This window comes from Ectobacillus sp. OTK, from assembly GCF_059698935.1.
This window is the reverse complement of sequence record NZ_AP048547.1, coordinates 3,260,206-3,283,597: the sequence shown is the minus strand read 5'-3', so window position 1 is coordinate 3,283,597 and position 23,392 is coordinate 3,260,206. Positions and strand designations below refer to the sequence as shown.

At 38.4% G+C, this 23,392-nt stretch carries 16 protein-coding genes and 1 riboswitch; of the genes, 13 read left to right on the top strand and 3 right to left on the bottom strand.

What is annotated here, in order from left to right; all coding sequences use genetic code 11:
- Window positions 1-643: 643 nt before the first annotated feature.
- The 5 genes from AC6HZ4_RS16415 to AC6HZ4_RS16395 all read left to right on the top strand — a co-directional run bounded on the left by AC6HZ4_RS16415 (window position 644) and on the right by AC6HZ4_RS16395 (window position 7,309).
- Entirely contained in the window at window positions 644-2,056 is a 1,413-nt protein-coding gene (locus tag AC6HZ4_RS16415; protein ID WP_497490705.1) for a sugar porter family MFS transporter, read from the top strand.
- A gap of 393 nt (window positions 2,057-2,449) precedes the next feature.
- The gene (locus AC6HZ4_RS16410; RefSeq protein WP_497490704.1) at window positions 2,450-3,463 is read left to right on the top strand and encodes a LacI family DNA-binding transcriptional regulator; all 1,014 of its coding nucleotides are present in this window, start codon (window positions 2,450-2,452) and stop codon (window positions 3,461-3,463) included.
- 755 nt (window positions 3,464-4,218) lie between these two features.
- Complete coding sequence (iolG, locus tag AC6HZ4_RS16405) at window positions 4,219-5,259, top strand: bifunctional inositol 2-dehydrogenase/D-chiro-inositol 1-dehydrogenase (protein ID WP_497490703.1); 1,041 nt, start codon at window positions 4,219-4,221, stop codon at window positions 5,257-5,259.
- Between the two features lie 44 nt (window positions 5,260-5,303).
- Window positions 5,304-6,149: a 2-keto-myo-inositol isomerase gene (gene iolI, locus AC6HZ4_RS16400; protein WP_497490701.1), complete on the top strand. Its 846-nt coding sequence runs from the start codon at window positions 5,304-5,306 to the stop codon at window positions 6,147-6,149.
- A gap of 509 nt (window positions 6,150-6,658) precedes the next feature.
- A complete protein-coding gene (locus tag AC6HZ4_RS16395) occupies window positions 6,659-7,309 on the top strand; it encodes a 2OG-Fe(II) oxygenase (protein WP_497495743.1) in 651 nt (216 codons plus the stop codon).
- Between the two features lie 333 nt (window positions 7,310-7,642).
- On the opposite strand, the gene guaC is transcribed toward AC6HZ4_RS16395, so the two are convergent.
- Window positions 7,643-8,626: a GMP reductase gene (guaC, locus tag AC6HZ4_RS16390; protein WP_497490699.1), complete on the bottom strand. Its 984-nt coding sequence runs from the start codon at window positions 8,624-8,626 to the stop codon at window positions 7,643-7,645.
- A 141-nt stretch (window positions 8,627-8,767) separates the two neighbouring features.
- Window positions 8,768-8,867, bottom strand: a riboswitch (purine riboswitch).
- Between the two features lie 431 nt (window positions 8,868-9,298).
- On the opposite strand from guaC, the gene AC6HZ4_RS16385 reads away from it, so the two are divergent.
- The 3 genes from AC6HZ4_RS16385 (at window position 9,299) to AC6HZ4_RS16375 (ending at window position 13,923) form a co-directional block, all read left to right on the top strand.
- The gene (locus AC6HZ4_RS16385) at window positions 9,299-10,291 is read left to right on the top strand and encodes a LacI family DNA-binding transcriptional regulator (protein WP_497490697.1); all 993 of its coding nucleotides are present in this window, start codon (window positions 9,299-9,301) and stop codon (window positions 10,289-10,291) included.
- A 490-nt stretch (window positions 10,292-10,781) separates the two neighbouring features.
- Window positions 10,782-12,485, top strand: coding sequence for a glycoside hydrolase family 13 protein (locus AC6HZ4_RS16380; protein WP_497490696.1), 1,704 nt, complete (start codon window positions 10,782-10,784; stop codon window positions 12,483-12,485).
- The gene (locus tag AC6HZ4_RS16375) at window positions 12,478-13,923 is read left to right on the top strand and encodes a PTS transporter subunit EIIC (protein ID WP_497490694.1); all 1,446 of its coding nucleotides are present in this window, start codon (window positions 12,478-12,480) and stop codon (window positions 13,921-13,923) included. The genes AC6HZ4_RS16380 and AC6HZ4_RS16375 overlap by 8 nt, the downstream gene beginning before the upstream one ends.
- An 89-nt stretch (window positions 13,924-14,012) precedes the next feature.
- Here the strand turns inward: AC6HZ4_RS16375 and AC6HZ4_RS16370 are convergent, their stop codons facing one another.
- Window positions 14,013-15,605 carry a PhoX family protein gene (locus tag AC6HZ4_RS16370; protein ID WP_497490693.1) on the bottom strand — a complete coding sequence of 531 codons (1,593 nt, stop codon included), beginning with the start codon at window positions 15,603-15,605 and terminating at the stop codon, window positions 14,013-14,015.
- Window positions 15,606-15,862: 257 nt separating this feature from the next.
- Here AC6HZ4_RS16370 and AC6HZ4_RS16365 point away from each other — a divergent pair, with 257 nt between their 5' ends.
- On the top strand, window positions 15,863-16,069 hold the full coding sequence (locus AC6HZ4_RS16365; protein ID WP_497490692.1) for a hypothetical protein: 207 nt from the start codon (window positions 15,863-15,865) through the stop codon (window positions 16,067-16,069).
- Window positions 16,070-16,072: 3 nt separating this feature from the next.
- Here the strand turns inward: AC6HZ4_RS16365 and AC6HZ4_RS16360 are convergent, their stop codons facing one another.
- The gene (locus AC6HZ4_RS16360; protein WP_497490691.1) at window positions 16,073-17,092 is read right to left on the bottom strand and encodes a LacI family DNA-binding transcriptional regulator; all 1,020 of its coding nucleotides are present in this window, start codon (window positions 17,090-17,092) and stop codon (window positions 16,073-16,075) included.
- Window positions 17,093-17,648: 556 nt separating this feature from the next.
- Between AC6HZ4_RS16360 and AC6HZ4_RS16355 the strand changes: the two genes are divergently transcribed.
- From AC6HZ4_RS16355 to AC6HZ4_RS16340, 4 genes are all read left to right on the top strand, one after another.
- A complete protein-coding gene (locus tag AC6HZ4_RS16355; protein ID WP_497490690.1) occupies window positions 17,649-18,992 on the top strand; it encodes a sugar ABC transporter substrate-binding protein in 1,344 nt (447 codons plus the stop codon).
- A gap of 148 nt (window positions 18,993-19,140) precedes the next feature.
- Window positions 19,141-20,445 (top strand): carbohydrate ABC transporter permease, encoded by a 1,305-nt coding sequence (locus AC6HZ4_RS16350; protein ID WP_497495741.1) that lies wholly within the window; start codon window positions 19,141-19,143, stop codon window positions 20,443-20,445.
- Window positions 20,445-21,281: a sugar ABC transporter permease gene (locus AC6HZ4_RS16345; RefSeq protein WP_497490688.1), complete on the top strand. Its 837-nt coding sequence runs from the start codon at window positions 20,445-20,447 to the stop codon at window positions 21,279-21,281. Before AC6HZ4_RS16350 ends, AC6HZ4_RS16345 begins: the two co-directional genes overlap by 1 nt.
- A gap of 147 nt (window positions 21,282-21,428) precedes the next feature.
- Window positions 21,429-23,198, top strand: a complete 1,770-nt coding sequence (locus AC6HZ4_RS16340; RefSeq protein ID WP_497495740.1) for an alpha-glycosidase — start codon at window positions 21,429-21,431, stop codon at window positions 23,196-23,198.
- Window positions 23,199-23,392 lie beyond the last annotated feature (194 nt).

The following is a 23,392-nucleotide window of genomic DNA, read 5'->3' as shown; positions in this document are numbered from 1 at the left end:
AAAAAAGGTATTGCAATCTTATGAAGTACAAGATAAAATAAAGGCAACAATAAGGGTAATCGATAACCTTAAGTTAATGAAAAGTGAAAGCGTTTATATTTGTTTTTGTACCCAAGTATAGGAGGAATGACGAAAAAGTTTTTTACTAGATGTTCATATTTTTTGTTCAATTAGAGCAATCGATAATCCTAATTTATTTAAAAGAAATCTTTGAAATAACAACAATAACACGTGTTGCAGCTGTTGTTTATTCGTTCTTATGGGAAATATTAAAGTTAATAATTATGATAAAAATGTAAGCGTTATCCCTTGGTGTCTAAGGTAATTGTAAGAGGGTGTTAAGGCGGATGAATAATCATCTGTTATGAAAGATGCACTGTTACTCATATTGTATATACCTTTGTAAAGCTGAAAACGCGATATTCAACAGGACATAGATTCACTTTTTCCTGTTTATGGTATCTAAGGGGGTACATATGAAGCTAAAAGCAATGGGATGTTTAGTACTCTTTGTTACTAAAGATTGAGCTTAAATAAAATCTATCCGCAGCTCTCCCGTTGTACTATGCTTCATTAGATTTGAAAATATGCGGATAGACAATTATTAATCTTTTCTTAAATGGAAGGGGAGGGAGAAATTCATATGGGGAACCAAAAGTCATTTTTACGTACTATTATCCTAGTCTCGACCTTCGGAGGACTTCTCTTCGGATATGATACAGGTGTTATCAATGGTGCCTTGCCTTATATGTCTAAAGCACTTGGTCTTAATTCACTTACTGAAGGTCTCGTTGCGAGTTCACTTCTTTTTGGAGCAGCATTAGGCGCGGTATTTGGTGGGCGATTAGCAGATTATAATGGTCGTCGCAAAAGTATTCTGTTGCTTGCAGTACTGTTCTTTATTTCAACACTTGGATGTACGCTTGCTCCGAATGTTGCGGTTATGATTCTTTTCCGTTTCTTGCTGGGGCTTGCTGTAGGAGGAGCATCTGTAACAGTTCCGACCTATTTAGCGGAAATGTCACCTGCGGAGAGCCGGGGCAGAATGGTTACCCAAAACGAACTGATGATTGTTAGCGGACAGTTATTGGCTTTTGTTTTCAATGCCATTCTTGGCAACACAATGGGCGACAACTCGCATATTTGGCGTTATATGCTGGCTATAGCGGCAATTCCAGCGGTCTTCCTGTTTTTTGGAATGCTTAGGGTACCCGAGAGCCCGCGGTGGCTTGTGTCAAAAGGAAAAAATGTGAATGCCCTGCGAGTCCTCCAACAGATACGTGAGGAGAATCGTGCTAAATCAGAATTGATTGAAATTCAAGTAGCTTTCACCCAAGAAGAGGGGATGGAGAAAGCAACTTTTAAAGATCTGAATGTGCCGTGGGTGCGCCGCATTGTCTTTCTAGGGATTGGAATTGCTGTTGTACAGCAAATTACAGGGGTTAACTCGATTATGTACTATGGTACGGAAATCCTTAAAGATGCTGGCTTTGAAACGGAGGCTGCACTTATCGGGAATATTGCCAATGGTGTTATCTCGGTTTTGGCAACTTTCGTTGGGATCTGGCTCCTTGGAAAAGTTGGCCGTCGACCAATGCTGTTGACTGGTCTAATTGGAACTACAATGGCACTTCTGCTCATTGGGGTATTTTCACTTGTACTTGAAGGGTCTACGGCGCTTCCGTACATCGTGCTTACTCTAACAGTCACATTTCTTGCTTTTCAGCAGGGAGCTATTTCACCTGTAACATGGCTTATGCTCTCAGAAATATTCCCGTTGCGATTGCGGGGGCTTGGTATGGGTGTTACTGTATTTTGCCTTTGGGTAGTAAACTTCCTTATTGGTTTAACGTTCCCGGTATTACTTGATAAGGTTGGTTTGTCCGCGACATTCTTCATCTTCGTAGCTCTGGGGATTGGGGCAATCACATTTGTGAAGAAATGCTTACCGGAAACAAAGGGGCTCACACTTGAGCAGCTAGAACATCACTTCCGTACTTACAATGGTCAAGATGCTCAGGAATCTTTAAATCAGATTGAGGCTCAGGCGAAGTAAATCTAAGGGTTATACAGTATAATAAATCCTTAAAAAGAGGTGTAGGGGAAATTGAAGGGTCCTGGTATGGAAAATTGGGGATAGTTGCAATTCGTTTATAAACCAGCGGCATATTAGCAGTAACACCTGAAAAAGGTATGGAAACAGATCAAAAGACCGCAAAGGATTTCTTTAGAGAAAGCTTTGTGGTCTTTTCACGTTTCAAAGCCTTGCTGTGGTATTTATAGTAGAGGGTATGGGCTCATAGAAACGAAGCTTCTGGACATAAGAAGGAGATGCTGACCCTGCTTAAAAACCTGTGGTATACTTAGTTATATAGACAAGCAAATGGGATTGGAAGAATAGACTGCTTCGTTATAAGAAAATATATATCAGTTGAAAGAGTGTGGAGAAATGAAGCCAACCATTTATGATATTGCGAGGGAAGCGGGAGTATCTGCTACTACAGTTTCCAAGGTTATTAATAATAAGGGACGGATCAGTGAGAAAACGAGAAAAAAGATTATGGACATTATAGAGGAGTTTCACTATCAGCCTAATGTATTAGCCTCGGCCATGAAGGGAAAATCCACTTACACCATTGCATTATTAATCCCTGACGCAGCGAATCCTATATATGCCCAATACTTAAAATATATAGAGGAATACGGACAAGAGTTGGGATTTAGTGTTGTAATGTGCAGCACCGGAAGCGATCCTGAAAAGGAAGCTAAGCATATTACATTATTAAAGCAGAAACGTGTTGACGGATTTATCATCGCTTCTGTCTTTAAAAATGAACCGGTTTTGAGACAATTAATTGAGGAAGAAATCCCGTTAGTACTTATTGCTCTTCATCGGTCAGAACTTCCTGTAGGCAGTGTGACCGGTGATGATTATTTAGGAGGCTATGTCGCGACTGAGCATTTGTTGTCTCTAGGGCACCGTAGAATTGGAGTTATTGCAGAGGAGGCAACAATAAGCGGGATAGAACGGACAAGAGGATACGAAAAGGCTTTGGAAAATGCGGGAATAGAGGTAGATAAAAACTTAGTCATTACAACTACTGACCCGACAATTGAAGGAGCCCAGCTGTGTGCCAGGGAATTGCTTACTAGCGGGCAAAGGCCTACAGCAATTTTTGGCTGTAATGACATATTAGCCATTGGCGCTATGCTGGCAGCGAAGGAATTTGGTATTAAGATACCAGATGAATTATCTATTATAGGGTTTGATAATACTGTTATGTGCAGGATTGTAGAACCTCAGTTATCTTCTATAGCTATACCGATACATGAAATGGGAAGACAGGCGATGGGTCTCTTAATCCAACAAATTGAACAAAAGGATAATACGAAGCAGCGTATCTCTCTGCTTCCGGAACTTGTTATCCGTCAGTCAACAGCAAGGCTTAATGAAAGACAGTGAAATATAGAGTTCAACTTCTGTTAGTAGGGCAGTTGAGACTTGTGTGAAAAAGAACTGAGCATGGGCGGTTTGCCTATGCTCAGTTCTTTTTAGGTTGAGGGTGGTGCTGCTTGCAGCATAAGGAAGAGGAAGTAGGATTACAGATCTTTCGGCAGAAAAAATCGAAAAAGGTTATAGAATTAAACAAAGTATTCTCCTTTCTCCAGAAGTTATTATCAAGAGTTCGATGATATCATCTAAAGAGAGAGGGTAAATATATACAAAAGAATGCTCTCAGCGGCCTATATAGAGCTATAATCACAAAAATAATCTGAATATAAATTCAAAAAAGCCATTGAAATATTATAGATTATAGGATAAACTAAAAACAACTTAAGGAAATCGATAACCCTTTGAAACCAATAAAGAACACGGTTACATTTTGTGTTTTGTATAAAAAAGGAGGTGTATAAAGAAAATTAGCGGATGATATTTCTGAAAACTCATATGTTTTTTATGATAAAAAGGTAATCGATAAACCTATCTCATCTAGTAGTAGTTAATATCAAGATTCCGCTTAATGAAGCTTCACTTTAGCAATGTTAGTTTCCATAAACATTGCCAATATCTACAAGAAGTCAATGCTGATGGGGTTCATCCGTTGGAATATGCTTTATTAAAACGGAAATATATAGACGGAAAATTACTTGTTCTTTCTTAAAGAGAAGCTTGGAGAAATGAACTAAACGACTAAATAAATCAGGAGGAATACGATTATGACTTTAAAGTTTGGTGTGATAGGAACAGGTGCAATTGGCAGAGAGCATATTAAAAGAATTACAAATAATTTATCCGGTGGAAAAATTGTTGCTGTAACTGATGTGAATCAGGAATCTGCAAAAAGTGCTGTGGAACAATTTGGTTTAGATGCTGTTATATATCCGGATGATAAAGCGCTTGTAGCTGACAAAAATGTTGATGCTGTACTCGTAACAAGCTGGGGTCCTGCTCATGAACAAAGTGTACTGGCTGCAATTGAGGCTGGAAAGTATGTATTCTGCGAAAAACCTTTATCAACAACAGCAGAAGGCTGCATGAGAATTGTGGAAGCAGAAATGAAGCATGGCAAACGTTTAGTTCAGGTTGGATTTATGCGTCGTTATGACAGCGGTTACGTGCAATTAAAAGAGGCAATTGATAGCAATTATATCGGTGAACCATTGATGATCCGATGTGTACACAGAAACCCGGAAGTTGGTGATAACTACACTACGGATATGGCTATTAACGATACGCTGATTCATGAGATTGATGTTTTACACTGGTTAATCAACGATGACTATAAATCTGTACAGGTAGCATTTCCAAAGAAAACAAAGCGTGCAGCAGCTCACTTGCAAGATCCGCAGCTGATTACGCTAGAAACAAACAGCGGTATTATCATTACTGCAGAAGTATTTGTAAACTGCAAGTACGGCTACGATATCCAGTGTGAGGTTATTGGTGAAGAAGGCGTTGCGTATCTTCCGGAATTCTCTGGTATTGTCACTCGTAAGGAAGCGAAGCTTGGTACAAGCATCTTGATGGATTGGAAACAGCGTTTTATTGATGCTTATGACAAAGAATTACAAGATTTCATGGATTCTATTAAGAAAACAGGTGAGCCTAATGGCCCAACGTCATGGGATGGCTACATTGCAGCCGTAACAGCGGATGCTTGTGTGAAATCACAGCAAACAGGAGAAAAAGAGCCTGTTACATTAGCGGAAAAGCCTGCTTTTTATAAAAACGAAAAAGAAGCAGTTGAAACGATTTAAATTTTTTCATTTAACCATATTGAAAATAGAGGGGGATTACTACTATGAAACTTTGTTTTAACCAAGCGACGACATTGGAAAATTCTAATCTAGTCAAGGATTTAGAGTATTGCGATAAACATGGCTACGATTATATCGAAATCCGCACAATGGACAAACTGCCTGAATATTTACAGGAGAAGTCTCTTGATGAACTGGTTGAGTTTTTTAATACACATCACATTAAGCCGTTGGCATTTAATGCTCTAGTATTTTTTAATAACCGCGATGAAGCCGGTTACAAGGAAATCATCAATGAATTTAAAGGGATGATGGAGGCAGCGAAGAAGCTGGGCGTCAAATATGTCGTGGCAGTTCCGCTAGTAACAGAACAGAAGATTTTGAAACAAGATATCAAGAAAAGCTGCGTAGAGGTGCTGACAGAACTGTCAGATATTGCAGAGCCGTATGGAGTGAAAATTGCAGTTGAATTTGTCGGACATCCACAGTGTACAGTCAATACATTCGGTCAGGCATATGATATTGTCGAAACTGTTAATCGTGAAAATGTAGGCTTAGTACTTGATTGTTTCCACTTCCATGCGATGGGGTCAGATTTAGAGGATCTGAAAAAAGCTGATGGGTCAAAAATCTTCATTTTACATATCGACGATACGGAAGATTTCCCTATTGGTTTCTTAACAGATGAAGATCGTGTATGGCCTGGGCTTGGTGCCATTGATTTAGATAGCATTTTATCTACATTGAAGGAAATCGGTTTCTCAGATGTTGTATCTGTTGAATTATTCCGTCCGGAGTATTACCAGCTGGATGCGGAAGAAGCAATCAAGACCGCAAAAGAAACAACACTTAAAGTGGTATCTAAGTATTACGACTTACAGACAGTATAAATCGTCAGTACGAATAGCTTTATTACGCAATAGCGGCATAGCGTTGCAGGGATTGCTAACAAAAACTGATTTTAGAGAAGAACCGGATGCGAGATGCTCCGGTTTTTTGTAATTGTAGCAGTTGGAAATAGGGGGCAAAATAAGTTGTTCCTTTTCAAGTGTTTTATATAGGTTCATTTCAACTAAATTAAATAAGGATAAAACTATAAAGTCTATTGGAGAGTAAAATCACTATTTTTTTCTATAAAAAAAGAATAATATAATTGTAGAAATCTAACAATGCAGGGTGTAAAATTTAATACTGAAATCAGTAAAACAATTAAACAATTAAACAATAACATCCTTTGGAATGCAGGAGAAAATTAAAACTTAATAGAAGATATAGTTATTACGATCTTTCCTCTAGATGAAAGAACCAATAAAACCTAATGAATGACCGCTTTCAGTAACAGACCCGTCTGATTATTTTAGAAATTAAAAATAATTGAAAAGGTTGATGAAAGTTGACAATGGATGCTAAAGAATTAACTATTAAAGAACAAACTATTTTTAATCACATTGGAAATAAAATTAAAACAGAAGATAGGGAAATTAATATAATTGCTAGATTAGAAGAACCACTAATAGTGATTTTAGGAAATGTTTTAAGTAATGAAGAATGTGATGAGCTAATTAGGTTGTCAAAAGATAGACTTCAGCGTTCAAAAATTGGAGATACACGTGAGGTAAATGAACTCAGAACAAGCAGTAGTATGTTTTTTCAAGAAGGCGAAAATGACATTATTAGTAGAATTGAAAAAAGAATATCATATATTATGAATATATCTGTTGAACATGGAGAAGGTCTTCAAGTTCTTAACTATAAAATTGGTCAGGAGTATAAAGCTCATTTTGACTTTTTTTCATCAGCAAATAAATTGGGTAGCAATCCTAGAATTAGCACACTTGTCATGTACTTAAATGATGTAGAGCATGGTGGAGAAACTTTTTTTCCTAAACTTAATTTTTCAATCTCCCCACAAAAGGGTATGGCGGTGTACTTCGAATATTTCTATAATGATAACACTTTAAACGAGTTAACTTTACATGGCGGAGCACCCGTTATAAGTGGAGATAAGTGGGCTGCAACGCAATGGATGAGAAGACAAAAATTAAGATAAAAAGGTTTGGTAAATAAGCTGCTTTAACAATTAATTGGTCATTCAGAATTGGTTCGAAAAAGTATGATTCATCTAAGGAACAGATTTATTTCACTATAAGTGCGTTTCTGCAACAAGCAGGAACACTTATTAAAAAACAATTCATAATGAATTACATAGGTAATTTTATTTGCTTTGTTGAATGAGGAACATTCGATAGAGGAGAAGACTAAGCACAGGACTAGTAAAGGTGCCTATGCTTAGCTTTTTTATTTGTGGAGAACTTAAAGGTAAACAAGGACTAGTGTGCCTTGCTTACCTAACTGTTATTATAATTAAAGCGATTTATAACCTTTAATATACTTTATCTCCATTAAAGATTGAATTTTTAACAACAACATAATCAACAGTACGGATTGCTGCTAACTTGTTTCCTCCTGCATAAGAAATAGAAGATTGAAGGTCTTGTTCCATTTCTGTTAAAGTATCTTGTAAAGAACCCTTATGTTCCACAAGCATTTTTTTGCCTTCGACATTTCTTCGTTCTCCTTTTTGAAATTCCGAAGCTGAACCAAAATATTCTTTATAGTACTTTCCATCCTTTTCAATTGTTTGGCCTGGAGATTCTTCGTGTCCTGCGAATAATGAACCGATCATGACCATAGAGGCACCAAATCGAATCGATTTCGCGATATCGCCATGTGTTCGAATCCCTCCATCGGCAATAATCGGCTTACTCGCAGCTTTTGCACACCAACGCAGTGCAGCTAATTGCCAGCCGCCTGTTCCGAAGCCGGTTTTAATTTTCGTAATACATACCTTTCCTGGTCCAATGCCTACCTTTGTTGCATCTGCACCAGCATGCTCTAATTCCCTTACTGCTTCTGGAGTTCCGACATTTCCGGCAATCACAAAGCTTTCGGGCAAGTGCTTCTTAATATGCTGGATCATCTCAATCACGGCATTTGAATGCCCATGGGCAATATCAATTGTGATGTATTCCGGTGAAAGCTGTTCATCTGCTAATTGTTGTACAAATCTATACTCTTCTTCTTTGACTCCGACGCTAATCGATGCAAACAATCCACGTGATTGCATATCCTTAACAAAAGAAAGCCGTGTATGTGGTTCAAAACGATGCATAATATAGAAGTAACCGTTTTCTGCCAAAAAAATTGCAACCTTTTCGTCAATAATTGTTTGCATATTGGCAGGTATCACAGGCAGCTTAAAGGTCCGTCCGCCAAAGGTTACAGATGTATCACACTCAGAACGACTTTTTACAATAGATTTTGCTGGAATTAGTTGTATATCCTCGTAATCAAACACGTTATCCATGAATTACACTCCTAACACAAATAGTAGAATAAATTTGATAAAACTGTTCGTGAAAACAAACATTGAACTTGCTTTTTATTAGTACGTTAAATATTCATGTAAATCCTCCTTAAAATAAAAAATTCCTAACTGCAAATGGGTAGAATGATCCCACCCATTCGTAGTTAGGAATTTTCGGTTCCTAGTAGAAACTCTTAGCCCGTATTACTAAGAATATACGAATGATAAATGATTTATCTATAGGTTATTTTAAACGAACTTTTTTTGTTTGTAAACATTTATTGTTCGTTTTTATGTTTATTTTTGTTATTGAATTTAAAAATTAGAGGGCTATAAATCAGAATTCGTAATTTTTGAAGTGGTTTGCAACAAAGCCTTCTAATGCCGGTATGCCAATTCGTGAAGTGGTTAATTCATCTGGGATTGTTGCAAAAAGTTGCTATTCAAACAAATGCTGGCATGTTGAATGAGTAACACCGGATTGAGGAGAAGCTTGATCAATTTTTAGATATAAATGATTAACTGAAGGATCGGGAATCAATCCAACTGAAAATTGTCAGACATAACGGAGGAAACTAGATGGGGAATATTCATTGTAAGTTGTCTCTTTTCTAAAGTAAAATAAATAAGAAACTGATTTCATACTTATTTTAACAGTGGAGTGATGGACAGATGTCTACAATATCAGATGTAGCAAAATTATCAGGATTATCAAAAGCGACCGTTTCGCGTGTAATAAATAATCATCCATACGTTTCAAAAGAGAAAAAAGAGCAAGTGCTAAAGGCGATGAAGGAGCTTGGCTATACGCCAAATCCTTCTGCAAGAAGGCTAAGAGGACAGCTGACAACTACACTTGGGGTGATTGTACCTCGAATTGTGAATCCATTCTTTTCGTCATTAGTAAACGCGATCGAACAGGCCGCCTATAAAAAAGGATACCAAGTGTTGATTTGCCAAAGCAATGAAGATAAGGAGAAAGAATTAGCATTTTTAAATTTATTAAAAACAAAGCAAGTAGATGGAATTATTATGACTTCAATTGAAAATGATTGGGAGATTGTAGAATCGTATAAAGAATATGGTTCTATTTTGTTATGCAATGATTACGTAAATCAAGAAGTTGTTCCAATGATCCGTTTAGATCAAACTAAAGGGGCATATTTAGGCATTAAGCATTTAATTGAACGAGGGCATAAAAAAATTGCTTACTGCACAGGTGGATTGTTTGATGAGTATGGGAAGGGTAAAGATCGTAATCAAGGTTTTCAAAAAGCGCTAAAAGAAGCAGGAATTACGATTAATCCAAAATGGATTTTTATAAATCAGCATACTATTGAAGATGGTAAACAGGTGATGAAGCAAATTCTAGAGATGGACGATCGTCCTACTGCTATTTTTACTGGCAGTGATCAAATCGCGGGCGGGGTAATAATTGAAGCAAAAGAGCAGGGTTTAACAATTCCTGATGATCTTGCAGTCATTGGGTTCGATGATCAGCCGATTGCAGAAATACTGGATCCTAAACTAACGACGATTCGTCAACCTGTAGATCAGATGGGGGAAAAATCAGTAGAAGTAATTATCGAGCTGCTGGATAACCCCGAAATGGAGATAAAAAATTACGAGCTGCCTATAGAATTAATTATTCGACAATCAACATAGTTATGTAAGCATTGTTAATCCTGCATTAACGAAATAAATACAAGTAAGGGACAAAGTGAAACTTTTATAACAGTTTCACTTTATTGTTTTTTCAAGAAATTGCAGAAGCTATAGGAGCATTCACGAGAAACAAATGATAAGGGGGTTGTTGAGTTATTTATAATTTAAGAATTTGGTGAGAAAGCGTTGACAGAATTCAAAAACTAAAAGTATAATAACAAACAGAAACCGGTTCCATTGATAAGAGAATATATTCATTACACATATATTTTTTTACTCCTTTATGGAACCGATATCACATTTTTGAAAGATGTTTTACGTCCCTGTTATACACATGAATGCGATTAAATGCTTATTTTTACTTGGTAATGGTAGCATTATCTCTTAGGTATATTTTTTTGAGAGTATATGAAACCGATATCAGATACGGATAACAGACGTAAGTATCTAAGAAAATGTTTTAAATATATACGCCGTTGGAGGGAATCACATGGAGAAGAAATGGTGGCAAAAAGAAGTTATTTATCAAATTTATCCCAAAAGCTTTTATGACTCGAATAATGATGGAATAGGCGATATAAAAGGGATTACACAAAAACTAGACTACTTACAATCTTTGGGGATTACAATGGTTTGGATTTGTCCAATTTACCAATCTCCAATGGCTGATAACGGGTATGATATCTCAGACTATTATCAGTTAAATCCAGAGTTCGGAGAAATGAAAGATCTGGATGAATTAATTGAAAAGGCAAAAGAAAAAGGAATTAAGATTGTTCTAGATCTAGTCATAAATCATACATCGGATGAACATCCATGGTTCCAAGATGTACTGGAGAACCCAGAGAGCAGTAAATATAGGGATTATTATATTTTGAAATCCGGCAAAGACGGCCAACCTCCTACTAATTGGCGTTCTGTTTTCGGCGGCAGTGTATGGGAGCCTTTGAAGGATACGGATGAATATTACTTTCACTCTTTTCATAAAAAGCAGCCAGACCTGAACTGGGAAAACAAAAAAGTCCGGGAAGAGTTATATAAAATGGTGAATTACTGGCTGGATAAAGGGATTGCTGGATTTAGGGTGGATGCAATCACGTTTATTAAAAAAGACCAAAATTATGATAATATTCCGGCTGACGGAGTAGACGGCTTTGGAAAATGTACAAAGAAGACTCGGAATCAACCGGGTATTGCAGAATTCCTGCATGAATTAAATGATGAGACCTTTGCTAAATATGATTGTGTGACCATTGGGGAAGCTCCTGGTGTACCTTATGAGCAATACGGTAATTATATTGGGGAAAATGGATACTTTTCAATGATTTTTGATTTTAGATATGCAGATCTTGATGTAGCTTCTGGCAGTGAATGGTTTAAGAGGATTGATTGGAATGTAGTAGGCCTAAAGAAATTAATCTTCAAAAGTCAAATGGAAATCCAAAAAGTGGGCTGGGGAGCAAACTTTTTAGAAAATCATGATCAGAATCGGTCAATAAGCAAGTATATAAAAGAAGAAGAGGATCGAAATTTTTATTCTGCGACAATGCTAGGAGCGATGTTTTTTTATCTTCGAGGAACGCCTTTTATCTACCAAGGCCAAGAGATTGGGATGACCAATTTCGAACGCAAAGGTATTGAGGAATTTGATGATATTTCAAGTATTGATCAGTACTATCGTTCCATAGATGAAGGCTTTAGTGCAGAAGAGGCATTACACTTTATAAATTTACGGAGCCGTGATAATTCAAGAACGCCATTTCATTGGAATGCTCAGGAATATGGAGGATTCTCAAAAGTTAAGCCTTGGTTAGGGATGAACGAGAATTACAAAATGATTAATGTGGAACAACAGGAGCAGGATCCGGATTCAATCCTCAATTTTTATAAAAAAATTATTTGGGTTAGACAGTCAAGTAAGGCAAGTGAATGCTTAATTTATGGAGAGATTGAGCCGATTTTAGAGGAACATCCAGCAATTGTTGCGTATAAACGTAAGTTGAATACTGAAGAAGTTATTTGTTATTTCAATTTTTCATCTGAAAGTCAAAAAGTTGAATTAGATTGTAATAAATATGAGGTTTTATTAAACAACTACAAAGAAGAAAAAGAAGCGGTATCCGAACAAGAATATTCTTTAAAGCCATATCAAGCACTATTACTCCTAAAGAAGGAAGATAGCCATCATGAGTGAAAATAGATATGAACGTATAGGAAAAGAAATTGTAAATGTCATTGGTGAGGATAATATCGAATCGTATGTTCATTGTGCAACAAGATTACGCTTTTCGGTTAAAGATCGTAATCAAATCGACGATGAGGCAATCGAAAGGATAGATGAAGTTAAGGGGGTATTTTATAATGCTGGTCAATATCAGGTCATTTTAGGGACCGGCACAGTCAATAAAGTTTACTCCGCCTTAAGGGGAAATCAGCCCATTCAGGAGGGCGATCAGCCAAAGAAGGAAGCATCCTCTGCGAAAAAAGATAAGGGAATAAGAAGGGCTATTAGGACATTGGCCGATATTTTTATCCCTATTATTCCAATCATTGCAGCAACAGGCCTATTCCTTGGACTAAAGGGTGTGCTGTTCAGCGATGCGTTCTTGGGACTAATGGGCATGACTGCAAATGATGTTCCAGATGATCTGAAAACACTTATATCTGTTCTAACAGACACAGCTTTTGCTTTTTTGCCAGCTTTAATTTGTTGGTCTGCATTTAGGAATTTTGGCGGTATGCCTATTATTGGCTTTGTACTTGGATTAATGCTTGTTTCTCCTGCGCTTCCTAATGCATATGCGGTAGCTGACATAAATAGCGGGGTAAAACCCATTATGGTATTCGGTTTCATTCCTGTTGTTGGTTATCAAGGTAAAGTGTTAACAGCTCTTGTTGTCGGGATTCTTGGGGCGAAACTTGAGAAAAAACTACGGGCTGTAATGCCAAATGCATTGGATTTAATCTTTACTCCTTTCTTTGTTTTATTAACAATGATGATTACTGGTTTACTTATTTTAGGACCTTTATTACATTTTGTAGAAATGGGATTAGTAAATGTTATTACTCAACTTATTCATGCCCCTCTTGGTATCGGGGGACTATTGATTGGCTTTTTATATCCGTTAGCAGTTACGACGGGAATGCATCATTTATTTATCGCGATTGAAACAACATTACTAGCGAACACTGGATTTAACCCGCTTATTACTCTATGTGCGATGTACGGGTTTGCAAATGCGGGCACGTGCTTGGGCATTACAATAAAAGCTAAAAAAAGAACAGTAAAGGTTACAGGTATGAGTGCAACTGTTACGCAATTACTTGGCGTTAGTGAACCGGCGTTGTTTGGTGTGGTGATGAGATATAGCATGAAGCCGCTTTATGTGATGATTGCTTGTTCAGCTGTTGGAGGCGCAATCTTATCGTTGCTTAATATCAAAGCAAACTCATATGGCTTGGCTGTCGTTCTTTCTCCCTTGATGTACATTTATGACTGGAATCAGCTTGCTGTTTATGTTGTGGTTTCTATTTTGATTTTTGTTGCTGCATTTATCATTACCTACCTATTTGCAGTTCCAAAGGAAGTCATGGTAGAAGACCAAGATCAGAAACTAAGAAGTGCTGGTTAATAACGGTTAAATAGAATGGGGGATTATACAATAAATAGATGCTGGTATGGAAACCAGCATCTATTTATTGAATCCTTAAACTTTCTTTTCTATTGTCTCCTAATGGCAACCACAGATGGTCTAGGAATATCTCCGTAGGGCCACCTGCTTGTCGGGTTATTGACATCTTTACTTTCTTCGCCTGGGTGCTGAACTGACATGAACAATGTCTCCCCATCTGGAGCCAGCCATGTTCCAGTTAGTTCCGCTTGAACAGGTGCGGAAGCGAATTGCATCGCTTTTCCGCGGTTAGGCCCTTCTGTTGGTATCATGAAAAGACCATTATTTCCGAAAGGTTTGTAGGCTCCCTGATTTGTCTTATCAGAAGAGATATCTGTACAAACCCATAAGTTCCCCGCCTGGTCAAACATCAGGTTATCTGGACAAGCAAAACCGCTTTGTGGTCCGCCTGATATAAATATTTCATAAACAAATGAAGTACTTTCGTGATTATTGTCATCCTCAACAAGGCGGTAGATTTGTCCGAAATAATTTCCATGCTTTGTATTATTGGTAAAGGCGATATATACGGAGCCATCTCTAGGATGAATTTCTACATCCTCTGGCCTGTCTAATGGAGTACCCCCTACGAGTTTTGCCGCTTCACGGGTATTTACTAAAACTTCCCCTTGTGTCTTATATTTTTCCTTAAGTTTAGGAGTTTTATTAAGATCAAGTGGAATCCACTTATTTGCACCCATATCTGCAACATAAAGGGTACCTTCTTCTAGGAGACGGCTATTCTCTTTTCCTAATTCAGGCTTGTACACTCCATTGCTAACAAATTTGTAAACACACTCATCATTTGCATCATCACCGCTATAAACGACAAGGCGTCCGGATCTTCCTAATGTCATGACAGCATTTTCGTGTGCAAACCGGCCGAGCATGGAATGTTTTTTAGGTGTAGAAGTAGGATCAAATGGATCAATTTCAACCACCCACCCATAATGAGTAGGGTTTAAGGCTGGAACTTCAGGATTTTCCGACCAATCTTCCACAATCCCTGCATAATTCTCTTCGCCTGAGAGAGCTGTATTCCATAGTGTCTTTCCGCCTGAACAATTGGCAAAAGTCCCAATCACTTGAGTCACCCCGCCTACGGCAGCATCACCTTTAGCAGGGCCGGTTAGATCGATAGGTGTGTTACCTGTGATCCGTCTATTATATTGAGAGCCCTTAACAATGCTCCAATTTCCCGCTTGATCTTTGCGAATATGGATTACAGATCCACCCAGGTTATATTTTTCAACGGCAATTTGCTGTGCTGACCGTTTGGGTCCACCGGGTTCTTCCTTATATCCGGTGACGAATATACTCATATGGCCGATATATTCATGGTTGACCCAGAGCAAACCTTCATTAGGGTTACTGCCAAAATAACATGTGAAATCATTGTTATACCCAAATTTTTCGCCGTTTCCAAAATCTTCTCCCCAAGTAGCCACAATATCATATTTATATCCTCTTGGAAGAATCAGCTGATCTTGACTAGATGGCCGGATCGGCCGGAATTGTGAGAATTGTGTTCCGTAATGTTGCCTTAGTAGTTGAGGCTGGGGCACATGGAGATAATAATGGTGGTACTGTCCGCTAATGAACTGTGGATTATAAGGATAATAAGGATAATGCCAATTTGACATAAGGAGTCACCTCTTTCAAGAAATTTGGACTAGTTTCCCTGTATGTATACGTGTAAAGGTGGAAATTATTCTCCTGATGAGAGATTTTTAGGGTCGATTGTGATGCTTAGGTTTTTGGAGTAATTTTTAAACGTATTTTGAATAGTTATATTGAACTGTATTGCAAATAAGCAACAGGCTCTAATTCAAAGGTATTCAATATTTCTGATTCTGATAAGGTTTACACAGATGAAGAGATTCTTGAAGGTAAAAATACTGTGATTATCGATGGAAGTCTGGTAGGATATGAAACAATTCTTTGGTTCACGAATCAAGGTAAGTATGTAACACCTGTAAAAGTGCAAAGTGATATATTTGAACGTTCAATACATAAAACAACGAGCAGTTCCTGCCGCTTACAAAAGTGCTGGGAACTGCTCGTTGCTTTCGTTATTAGCTCACATTTATTATTTCAGGCTGTATAAAACCTATGGAGTTGCATGTTTTTTTGTGGCAGCTGATGTGCTGTTACGGATTACTAAATGGTGAGTGACATTATAATGTTGGGGAGTTACTGTTTCCCCCTTAATAATTTTAATTAGGTTGCGGGTTGCTGTCATTGCAATCTCCGTTGCAGAGTAGTCAACTGTCGAAAGTGCAGGTCGTACTATGGCTGACATGAAGCTTCCGTCAAAGCCAAAAATAGAAACATCTTCAGGGACGCGTAATCCACTGTCCATTAAATAATTCATTGCTCCAATTGCTATCCAGTCCGTTGCACAGAATACAGCAGTGGGCATTGAGCCGCTTTCGGTAATACTGCGCATAGCCTTCATACCGTCTTCTGTGGAAATTCCACTCTCAACGACCCAATCCTTATGAATTGGGATACCCGCATCGCTTAGTGCTTGCTGATATCCTTGAAAGCGGTACTTCCCAAGGTCTGGACCTGGACCGTGAATGATTGCAATTTCACGGTGTCCGTTTTGAATTAGATATCTTACCGCTTCATAAGAAGCAGTTACATTATCTATATGAACGGAAGGGACAGAGGGGATAGATGAAATCTGCCCAACTAAGACACAGGGGATTTTATATTGGTCAATAATTTCAGCATGTTTTTCCTCAAAAGCAGAACCTATAAAAATAATACCACGCACTGATATTTTTCCGAATAAATCTAAATAATGCAGTTCGTTTTCGGCACCTCCATCCGTTGAGCCAATCATAATATCATATCCATACAGTTTAGATACATTATTGATACCTTCTAGGAAATCATTGAGAACGGTATGGGTAGATTGAGGTGTAATAACTCCAATTAGACGGGATTCATGTCTTTTAGGCTCTGTACTAAATGTATTAGGACGGTAATTGGTTTGTTTGATAACTTCCAAAACCCGTTTCTTGATATCTTCTTTGACTGGTTTGCTGTTATTGAGGACTCTGGAGACAGTCGCGATAGAAACCCCTGCCATTTCGGCAATATCTTTAATTGTTATTTTCAAGCGAATCACCACAATCTTTTATAATGTACGCAATTTAGGAAAAAACTTTCCTGTAACGTTTGAATAGTAAGCTTCTACAATTATCTAATCGCTTCTTGCATGTACGAAGCAGAAGCGGAATTAATTAAGTTTTTAAAATGGAGGAAATCCTGTAGTTACGCTTGTTAGCATAGAGCAAACCAAGCTGGGAGAACTACAACATTTTTAGGAAAACTCTTCCCATAAATCATAACACAAATAGAAAGAATAATTCAAATATACATTGACTAGGAAAATAACATCCTATATAATCGGTTTCAAAGGAAAAGTTTTCCCGGAAAAGAAAGATTTTTTGAGGTTTTATTCGGATTTTACCCTTATTTTTCATAATTTGCGTGATTTTTTCTTTGTTACAGGAAAATATTTTCCTTACTGACTTTTTTGAAAGCGTTGTTATGAGAGGGCAATCAATTTTGGTAGGGTTTTTACTAGAGTGGTAGAGGGTATGTTCGGCCTGTCATTTAAAGGGATGGTGTCCGATGACTATAAAACTAATTTTAATAAAGGGGAATGGGAAATGGTATTAAAGCAACAAGAAAATTATCATTCAATCACTGATGAAAAGCATGGCATGATGAAGCGAGTAACACGAAAATTAGGGTTTGCTGCACTTGCTTCTATCCTTACATTTTCTATGGCTGCTTGTGGCGGAAAATCTGCTTCTAATGAAACGAAAACATCCGAACAACCGGCAGGGGTGGCAGCAACTGGTGAGCTGACACCGGAGCCGGGTGCACAGCTTCTCCTTTGGGATTCTAAAGATCCTTTCGTAGAGTTCGCAGCTAAAGAATTTGAAAAGAAATACAATGTGAAGGTAAAGTTTGAGAAAGTGGAATCAACTGATACAGTGAAACGTCTCTCAACAGATGGTCCAGCTGGTACTGGTGCTGACCTAGTTGTGTTCCCGCATGATCATTTGGGAACTGCGGTAAAATCTGGAGTTGTGCTGCCAAATGACTATTTTGAGGAAGAAACAAAGGAAACGATTGTTGAACCTGCAGTGGAAGCTTCGACTTACGATGGTGTTTTGTATGGATATCCGCGTAACATTGAAACATATGCGTTGTATGTGAACAAGGACTTGGTGAAAGACGCAAAGCTGGATACTTGGGAAGATATCATCGCGTTTTCGAAGCAATTTAATGACATTCCCAACAACAGATTTGGCTTCTTATATGAAGCAAATAATGCGTACTTTAACTACGCGTTTATCGCAGGCTACGGTGGTTATGTGTTCGGGAAAAACGGTACCGACAAAAATGACATCGGTATCAATAATGAAGGCGCTGTCAAAGCGATGGAATTTTATCGTTCACTCAAAGAGATTATACCGGTTAACCCAAAGGATATTACAGCTGATGTAAAGACTGGACTATGGCAAGAAGGCAAAGTGGCAATCAATCTAGATGGAATCTGGAACGCTGGAAACTTTGCGAAATTACCGTTTGAAGTTGAGGTTATCCCGCTTCTCAAAATGTCTAGCGGAGCGGAACCTATTACATTCTCGGGTGTAAAATCCTACTATGTGAGTGCATATTCGAAATATCCAAACGCTGCTAGATTGTTTGCTCACTTTCTGATAACGAAGGAAATGATGTTGAAAAACTACGAGCTAAATGGTGTTCTTCCTGCCGCAAAAGGTCTTGAAAATGAGGAAGCGATTAAGAATGATAAGATTATCACAGGGTTCATGAAGCAAGCGGAAAAAACGCAACCAATGCCAAATATTCCAGAGACACAGTTCTTCTGGCAAAGCATAACGCCAGCGCTTGAGCAAATTTGGAACGGTGCTGATGTGAAGGCAACATTGGACAAGGCTGCCGAAGAGATGAAAACAAATATTGCCGCTGGTAACAAATAAACCGGGCAGCAGCGTGTATTAAAGAATACAAGATTCGCTCACCCGATGCAGCATACCAGGTGAGCGAATCTATGTTAAGAAGGAGTTGATCAGAATGCAGCAGCAATACAAGACAGTACTTGATAAGCAGCAATATAGTTTGGACGGAATGCGGCAGCATCGTAAGACAGCAACGATCTTATCTATCCTCGCTATGGGAATGGGGCAACTGTATAACAAACAGTATGTAAAAGGAATTTTAATGTTGCTTCTTCATATTTCGGGTATATATTTCATTGCTACTAAATTACCGCATGCAATTTGGGGTTTATATACACTGGGAGAGACGAAAACTGAACTAAAAAAGGTAGGAAAATTGTATCAGCAAGTCATGGGTGATCATTCTATTTTCTTACTGGTTGAAGGTTTAATTATTCTTTTCATCGTAGTCGTATTGGCCTGCATTTATGTGTCGAACGTAAAAGATGCATATCGGATCGGACAACTGCGCGAAGAGGGGAAAGTACCGAACACGTTTAAACAGACCGTGAAATATATCGCAGATTATCGCTTTCCGCATTTTGTGATATCGTTTCCAATGCTGGGGATTCTGTTTTTCACAGTATTGCCTATTGTATTTATGATTTTGCTTGCATTTACGAACTTTACACGGGAAAATATGCCGCCAGCCAACCTAGTTGATTGGCACGGGTTTCAAACGTTTAAGGATATGTTTCAGATTAAAGCTTGGAGCGGTACGTTTTACGGGGTAGCATTGTGGACATTCGTTTGGGCGTTCTTTGCGACGTTTACCTGTTTCTTTGGCGGATTCGCTGTTGCGCTTATCGTGCAGCAGAAGGATATTAAATTTAAAGCGTTCTGGCGCACAATCTTCATTCTTCCTTATGCAATCCCAGCGTTTGTATCAACTTTGATTCTCCGTAATATGTTTAATGGGCAGTTTGGTCCAATTAACCAGTACTTAGCGATGATGGGAATTTCAAAAATCCCTTGGCTGACAGATCCAATGTGGGCAAAATTCACAATTATTCTGGTTAACTTCTGGTTAGGATTCCCAGTTTCTATGTTAATGATTATCGGTATCTTGTCTACGATACCGAAAGATATGTATGAAGCAGCTGACATTGATGGAGCGAGCCATTTTCAGAAGATGCGATGGATTACATTCCCGGCTGTGATGCAGTCCATGGCACCTCTCTTAATTATGCAGTTCGTTGGAAATATCAATAACTTTAACATTATTTATCTATTAACAAATGGAGAACCGACTAACGCAGAGTATAAGTTTGCAGGACATACGGATATTCTCATTACTTGGTTGTATAAGTTGTCCCTAGACCAAGGTCAATATAACTTTGCTTCGGTAATTGGAATCTTCATCTTTATCATTCTGGCAGTATTCGCAATTTGGAACTTACGCCGTACGAAAGCATTCAGAGAGGAGGAAGCATAATGAATCGGAAAAAAGCAAAGAACTCTATCCGTTTGGTACTCAGTTATACCGTACTTGTAGTCATTGCCATTCTTTGTTGCTATCCAGCGTTATGGGTGGTGATGTCTTCTCTTCGTCCGGGAGGCGCTCTGTATAGTGAGACACTGATTCCGAAGAATTTGACATTTGTCCATTATGCTGAATTATTTTCAAAATACCCGTTCGGTCAGTGGTATCTCAACACATTAAAGATTGCAGTGATCAGCACGGTCATTGGCACGATTCTTGTCATGCTGACGGGCTATGTGTTCTCAAAGTTCCGTTTCTCAGGACGTAAAAACTTGATGAGCGGTTTGCTTGTGCTCGGCTTGTTCCCTGGCTTTATGAGTATGATTGCGGTATATATTTTGTTAAATCAAATGAACTTGTTAAATACACATTTTGCCATTATTTTAGTATCGGCAGCAGGAGCTCCGCTTGGCTTCTTATATGTAAAAAGCTATTTTGATACGGTTCCAACAAGCTTAGTTGAAGCAGCAAGAATTGATGGTGCATCGAACTTGAGCATTTTGTTCCGAATTATTTTACCAATGTCAACACCGTTAATTGTATTCACTTCGTTAACGATTTTCACTGGAGTATTTACAGATTTTATTTTCGCAAAGCTAGTACTGCGATCTCCTGAGAAGCTAACTCTTGCGGTCGGTTTGTTTGAAATGATTAACAACAAGTTTGCGACTGAATTTACTGTGTTTGCAGCAGGTTGTGTCATGATTGCTCTCCCGATTACAATTTTGTTTATGATCATGCAGCGTTACCTAGTGGAAGGCTTAACAGCTGGTGCTGAAAAGGGATAAGAAAGAGGGTTAATTGACAGATTAATAGATAATCCAAGCAAAGAAAAACAGAACTTAAGCCGTCCCGCATCCTGTTGCGGGGCGGTTTGATGTGATACATGTGAAAAAAACAGACAAAGTTCACTCGTCAAAGGAGGAATAATTTTGATTACCCGGGAAGCGATATATCATCGTCCAAAAAACAACTTTGCATATGCCTATGATACAAAAACATTGCACATTCGTTTGCGTACGAAGAAAAACGAGATAGAGAAAGCGGCCCTTATTCATGGTGATCCGTATATATGGGAGGAAGGTATTTGGCAATACGAAGCAAGCTCTATGTATAAAATAGCAACTACTGAGTTATTCGATTATTGGTTTGTTGCTATCCAGCCAGATTTTCGCCGTTTACGCTATGGTTTTGAATTGAAAAGTATGGAAGAAACACTAGTATATACAGAAAAAGGCTTTTTTGATGAAATTGTTAATGGGGATAATAGTGTGTATTTTTGCTTTCCTTATTTAAATGCAGAAGATGTATTTACTTCTCCTGCTTGGGTGCGTGACACAGTATGGTATCAAATTTTCCCGGAACGATTTGGCAACGGTGATCCTTCCATCGATCCTAAAGGTACATTGCCATGGGACAGCGAAGAGCCGACACCGACAAACTTCTTCGGCGGTGACTTTGAAGGTGTCATTCAACATATGGATCACCTTGTGCAATTAGGTATTACAGGCATCTACTTCACACCGATTTTCAAAGCAACAACAAATCATAAGTACGACACAGTAGATTATATGGAGATCGATCCGCAATTCGGCGACAAGGAAACGTTTAAACGCCTTGTACAGGTCTGTCACGAAAACGGGATAAAGGTGATGCTGGACGCTGTATTCAACCATAGCGGTTTCTACTTCGCACAATTCCAGGATGTATTAGAGAGAGGCGAATCATCGAAGTACAAAGACTGGTTCTACATTTGGGATTTTCCGGTGCAGACAGGGCCTGCACCTAACTATGATACATTTGCATTTACTCATATGATGCCTAAATTAAATACTTCCCATCCGGAAGTACGTGAATACTTATTAGAGGTAGGCCGCTACTGGGTACGTGAGTTTGACATTGATGGCTGGCGCTTAGACGTAGCAAACGAAGTGGGGCACGATTTCTGGCGTGCATTTCGTAAGGAGGTGAAGGCTATTAAACCGGACGTATACATTCTCGGTGAAGTTTGGCACGATTCCATGCCTTGGCTCCAAGGTGATCAATTTGATGCAGTGATGAATTATCCTTATTCAAGTGCAGCTATCCATTTTTTCGCTGAAGATAAGATTCAAGCAGAAGAATTCGCAAACAAAACAGCAGAAGCACTTATGATGTATTCAGAAAACATAGCAGAAACAGCCTTTAATCTATTAGGAAGCCATGATACACCACGTATTTTAACGGTATGCAAGGATAATAAGGAAAAAGTCAAACAGCTGTTTACCTTTCTGCTTTCGTCTCCTGGTACACCTTGTATTTATTATGGAGATGAAATTAGTATAACAGGGGACATGGATCCCGGCTGCCGCAAGTGTATGATTTGGGATGAAGAAGAACAAGACAAGGATATGTTTCAGTTTGTTGCTCAATTAATTCGTTTACGCAAGGAAAACACGGCATTCGGCAACCGCGGCACATTTCGATTTGTTGCGGCAAGCAATGAAACAAATCATATTATGTATACAAAAACATTTAAAGAGCAGACAGTGCTATTTGCATTCAACAACTCTGATAAAGAAATTACAGTAGATGTACCGTTTAACTTAAAAGGCAAAAAGGTTACGAACTTACTGACAGGCGAAAAGGTTGCGTATGAAGCAGAACATGTGGATTTAGTCCTTGCAGCGCATGGGTTTGTCGTATTGAATTGTAATAAGGTTTAAACCATGGGACAGTCGATAACCTCAATTCCGAATAAGGGATTGAGGTTATTTTCATTTTAGGAAGGAAAAGCATGAGGCCGTTATGAAATAGCAGCATCCAAACAATCAGAACTGTTAGAAGGAGGAACAGAAGCGAAGAGTTTACCAGCGAAGCTTTAGGTTGGTATTACCTATTACTCCAACTGATGTTCACA

What these genes read in the sequence shown, in the direction of transcription:
- guaC (WP_497490699.1), bottom strand. Translation starts at nt 8,626, where the DNA reads ATGGATAACGTGTTTGATTACGAGGATATACAACTAATTCCAGCAAAA.
- AC6HZ4_RS16345 (WP_497490688.1), top strand. Translation starts at nt 20,445, where the DNA reads ATGAATCGGAAAAAAGCAAAGAACTCTATCCGTTTGGTACTCAGTTAT.
- AC6HZ4_RS16370 (WP_497490693.1), bottom strand. Translation starts at nt 15,605, where the DNA reads ATGTCAAATTGGCATTATCCTTATTATCCTTATAATCCACAGTTCATT.
- AC6HZ4_RS16410 (WP_497490704.1), top strand. Translation starts at nt 2,450, where the DNA reads ATGAAGCCAACCATTTATGATATTGCGAGGGAAGCGGGAGTATCTGCT.
- AC6HZ4_RS16385 (WP_497490697.1), top strand. Translation starts at nt 9,299, where the DNA reads ATGTCTACAATATCAGATGTAGCAAAATTATCAGGATTATCAAAAGCG.
- iolG (WP_497490703.1), top strand. Translation starts at nt 4,219, where the DNA reads ATGACTTTAAAGTTTGGTGTGATAGGAACAGGTGCAATTGGCAGAGAG.
- iolI (WP_497490701.1), top strand. Translation starts at nt 5,304, where the DNA reads ATGAAACTTTGTTTTAACCAAGCGACGACATTGGAAAATTCTAATCTA.
- AC6HZ4_RS16415 (WP_497490705.1), top strand. Translation starts at nt 644, where the DNA reads ATGGGGAACCAAAAGTCATTTTTACGTACTATTATCCTAGTCTCGACC.
- AC6HZ4_RS16395 (WP_497495743.1), top strand. Translation starts at nt 6,659, where the DNA reads ATGGATGCTAAAGAATTAACTATTAAAGAACAAACTATTTTTAATCAC.
- AC6HZ4_RS16375 (WP_497490694.1), top strand. Translation starts at nt 12,478, where the DNA reads ATGAGTGAAAATAGATATGAACGTATAGGAAAAGAAATTGTAAATGTC.
- AC6HZ4_RS16380 (WP_497490696.1), top strand. Translation starts at nt 10,782, where the DNA reads ATGGAGAAGAAATGGTGGCAAAAAGAAGTTATTTATCAAATTTATCCC.
- AC6HZ4_RS16350 (WP_497495741.1), top strand. Translation starts at nt 19,141, where the DNA reads ATGCGGCAGCATCGTAAGACAGCAACGATCTTATCTATCCTCGCTATG.
- AC6HZ4_RS16355 (WP_497490690.1), top strand. Translation starts at nt 17,649, where the DNA reads ATGGTATTAAAGCAACAAGAAAATTATCATTCAATCACTGATGAAAAG.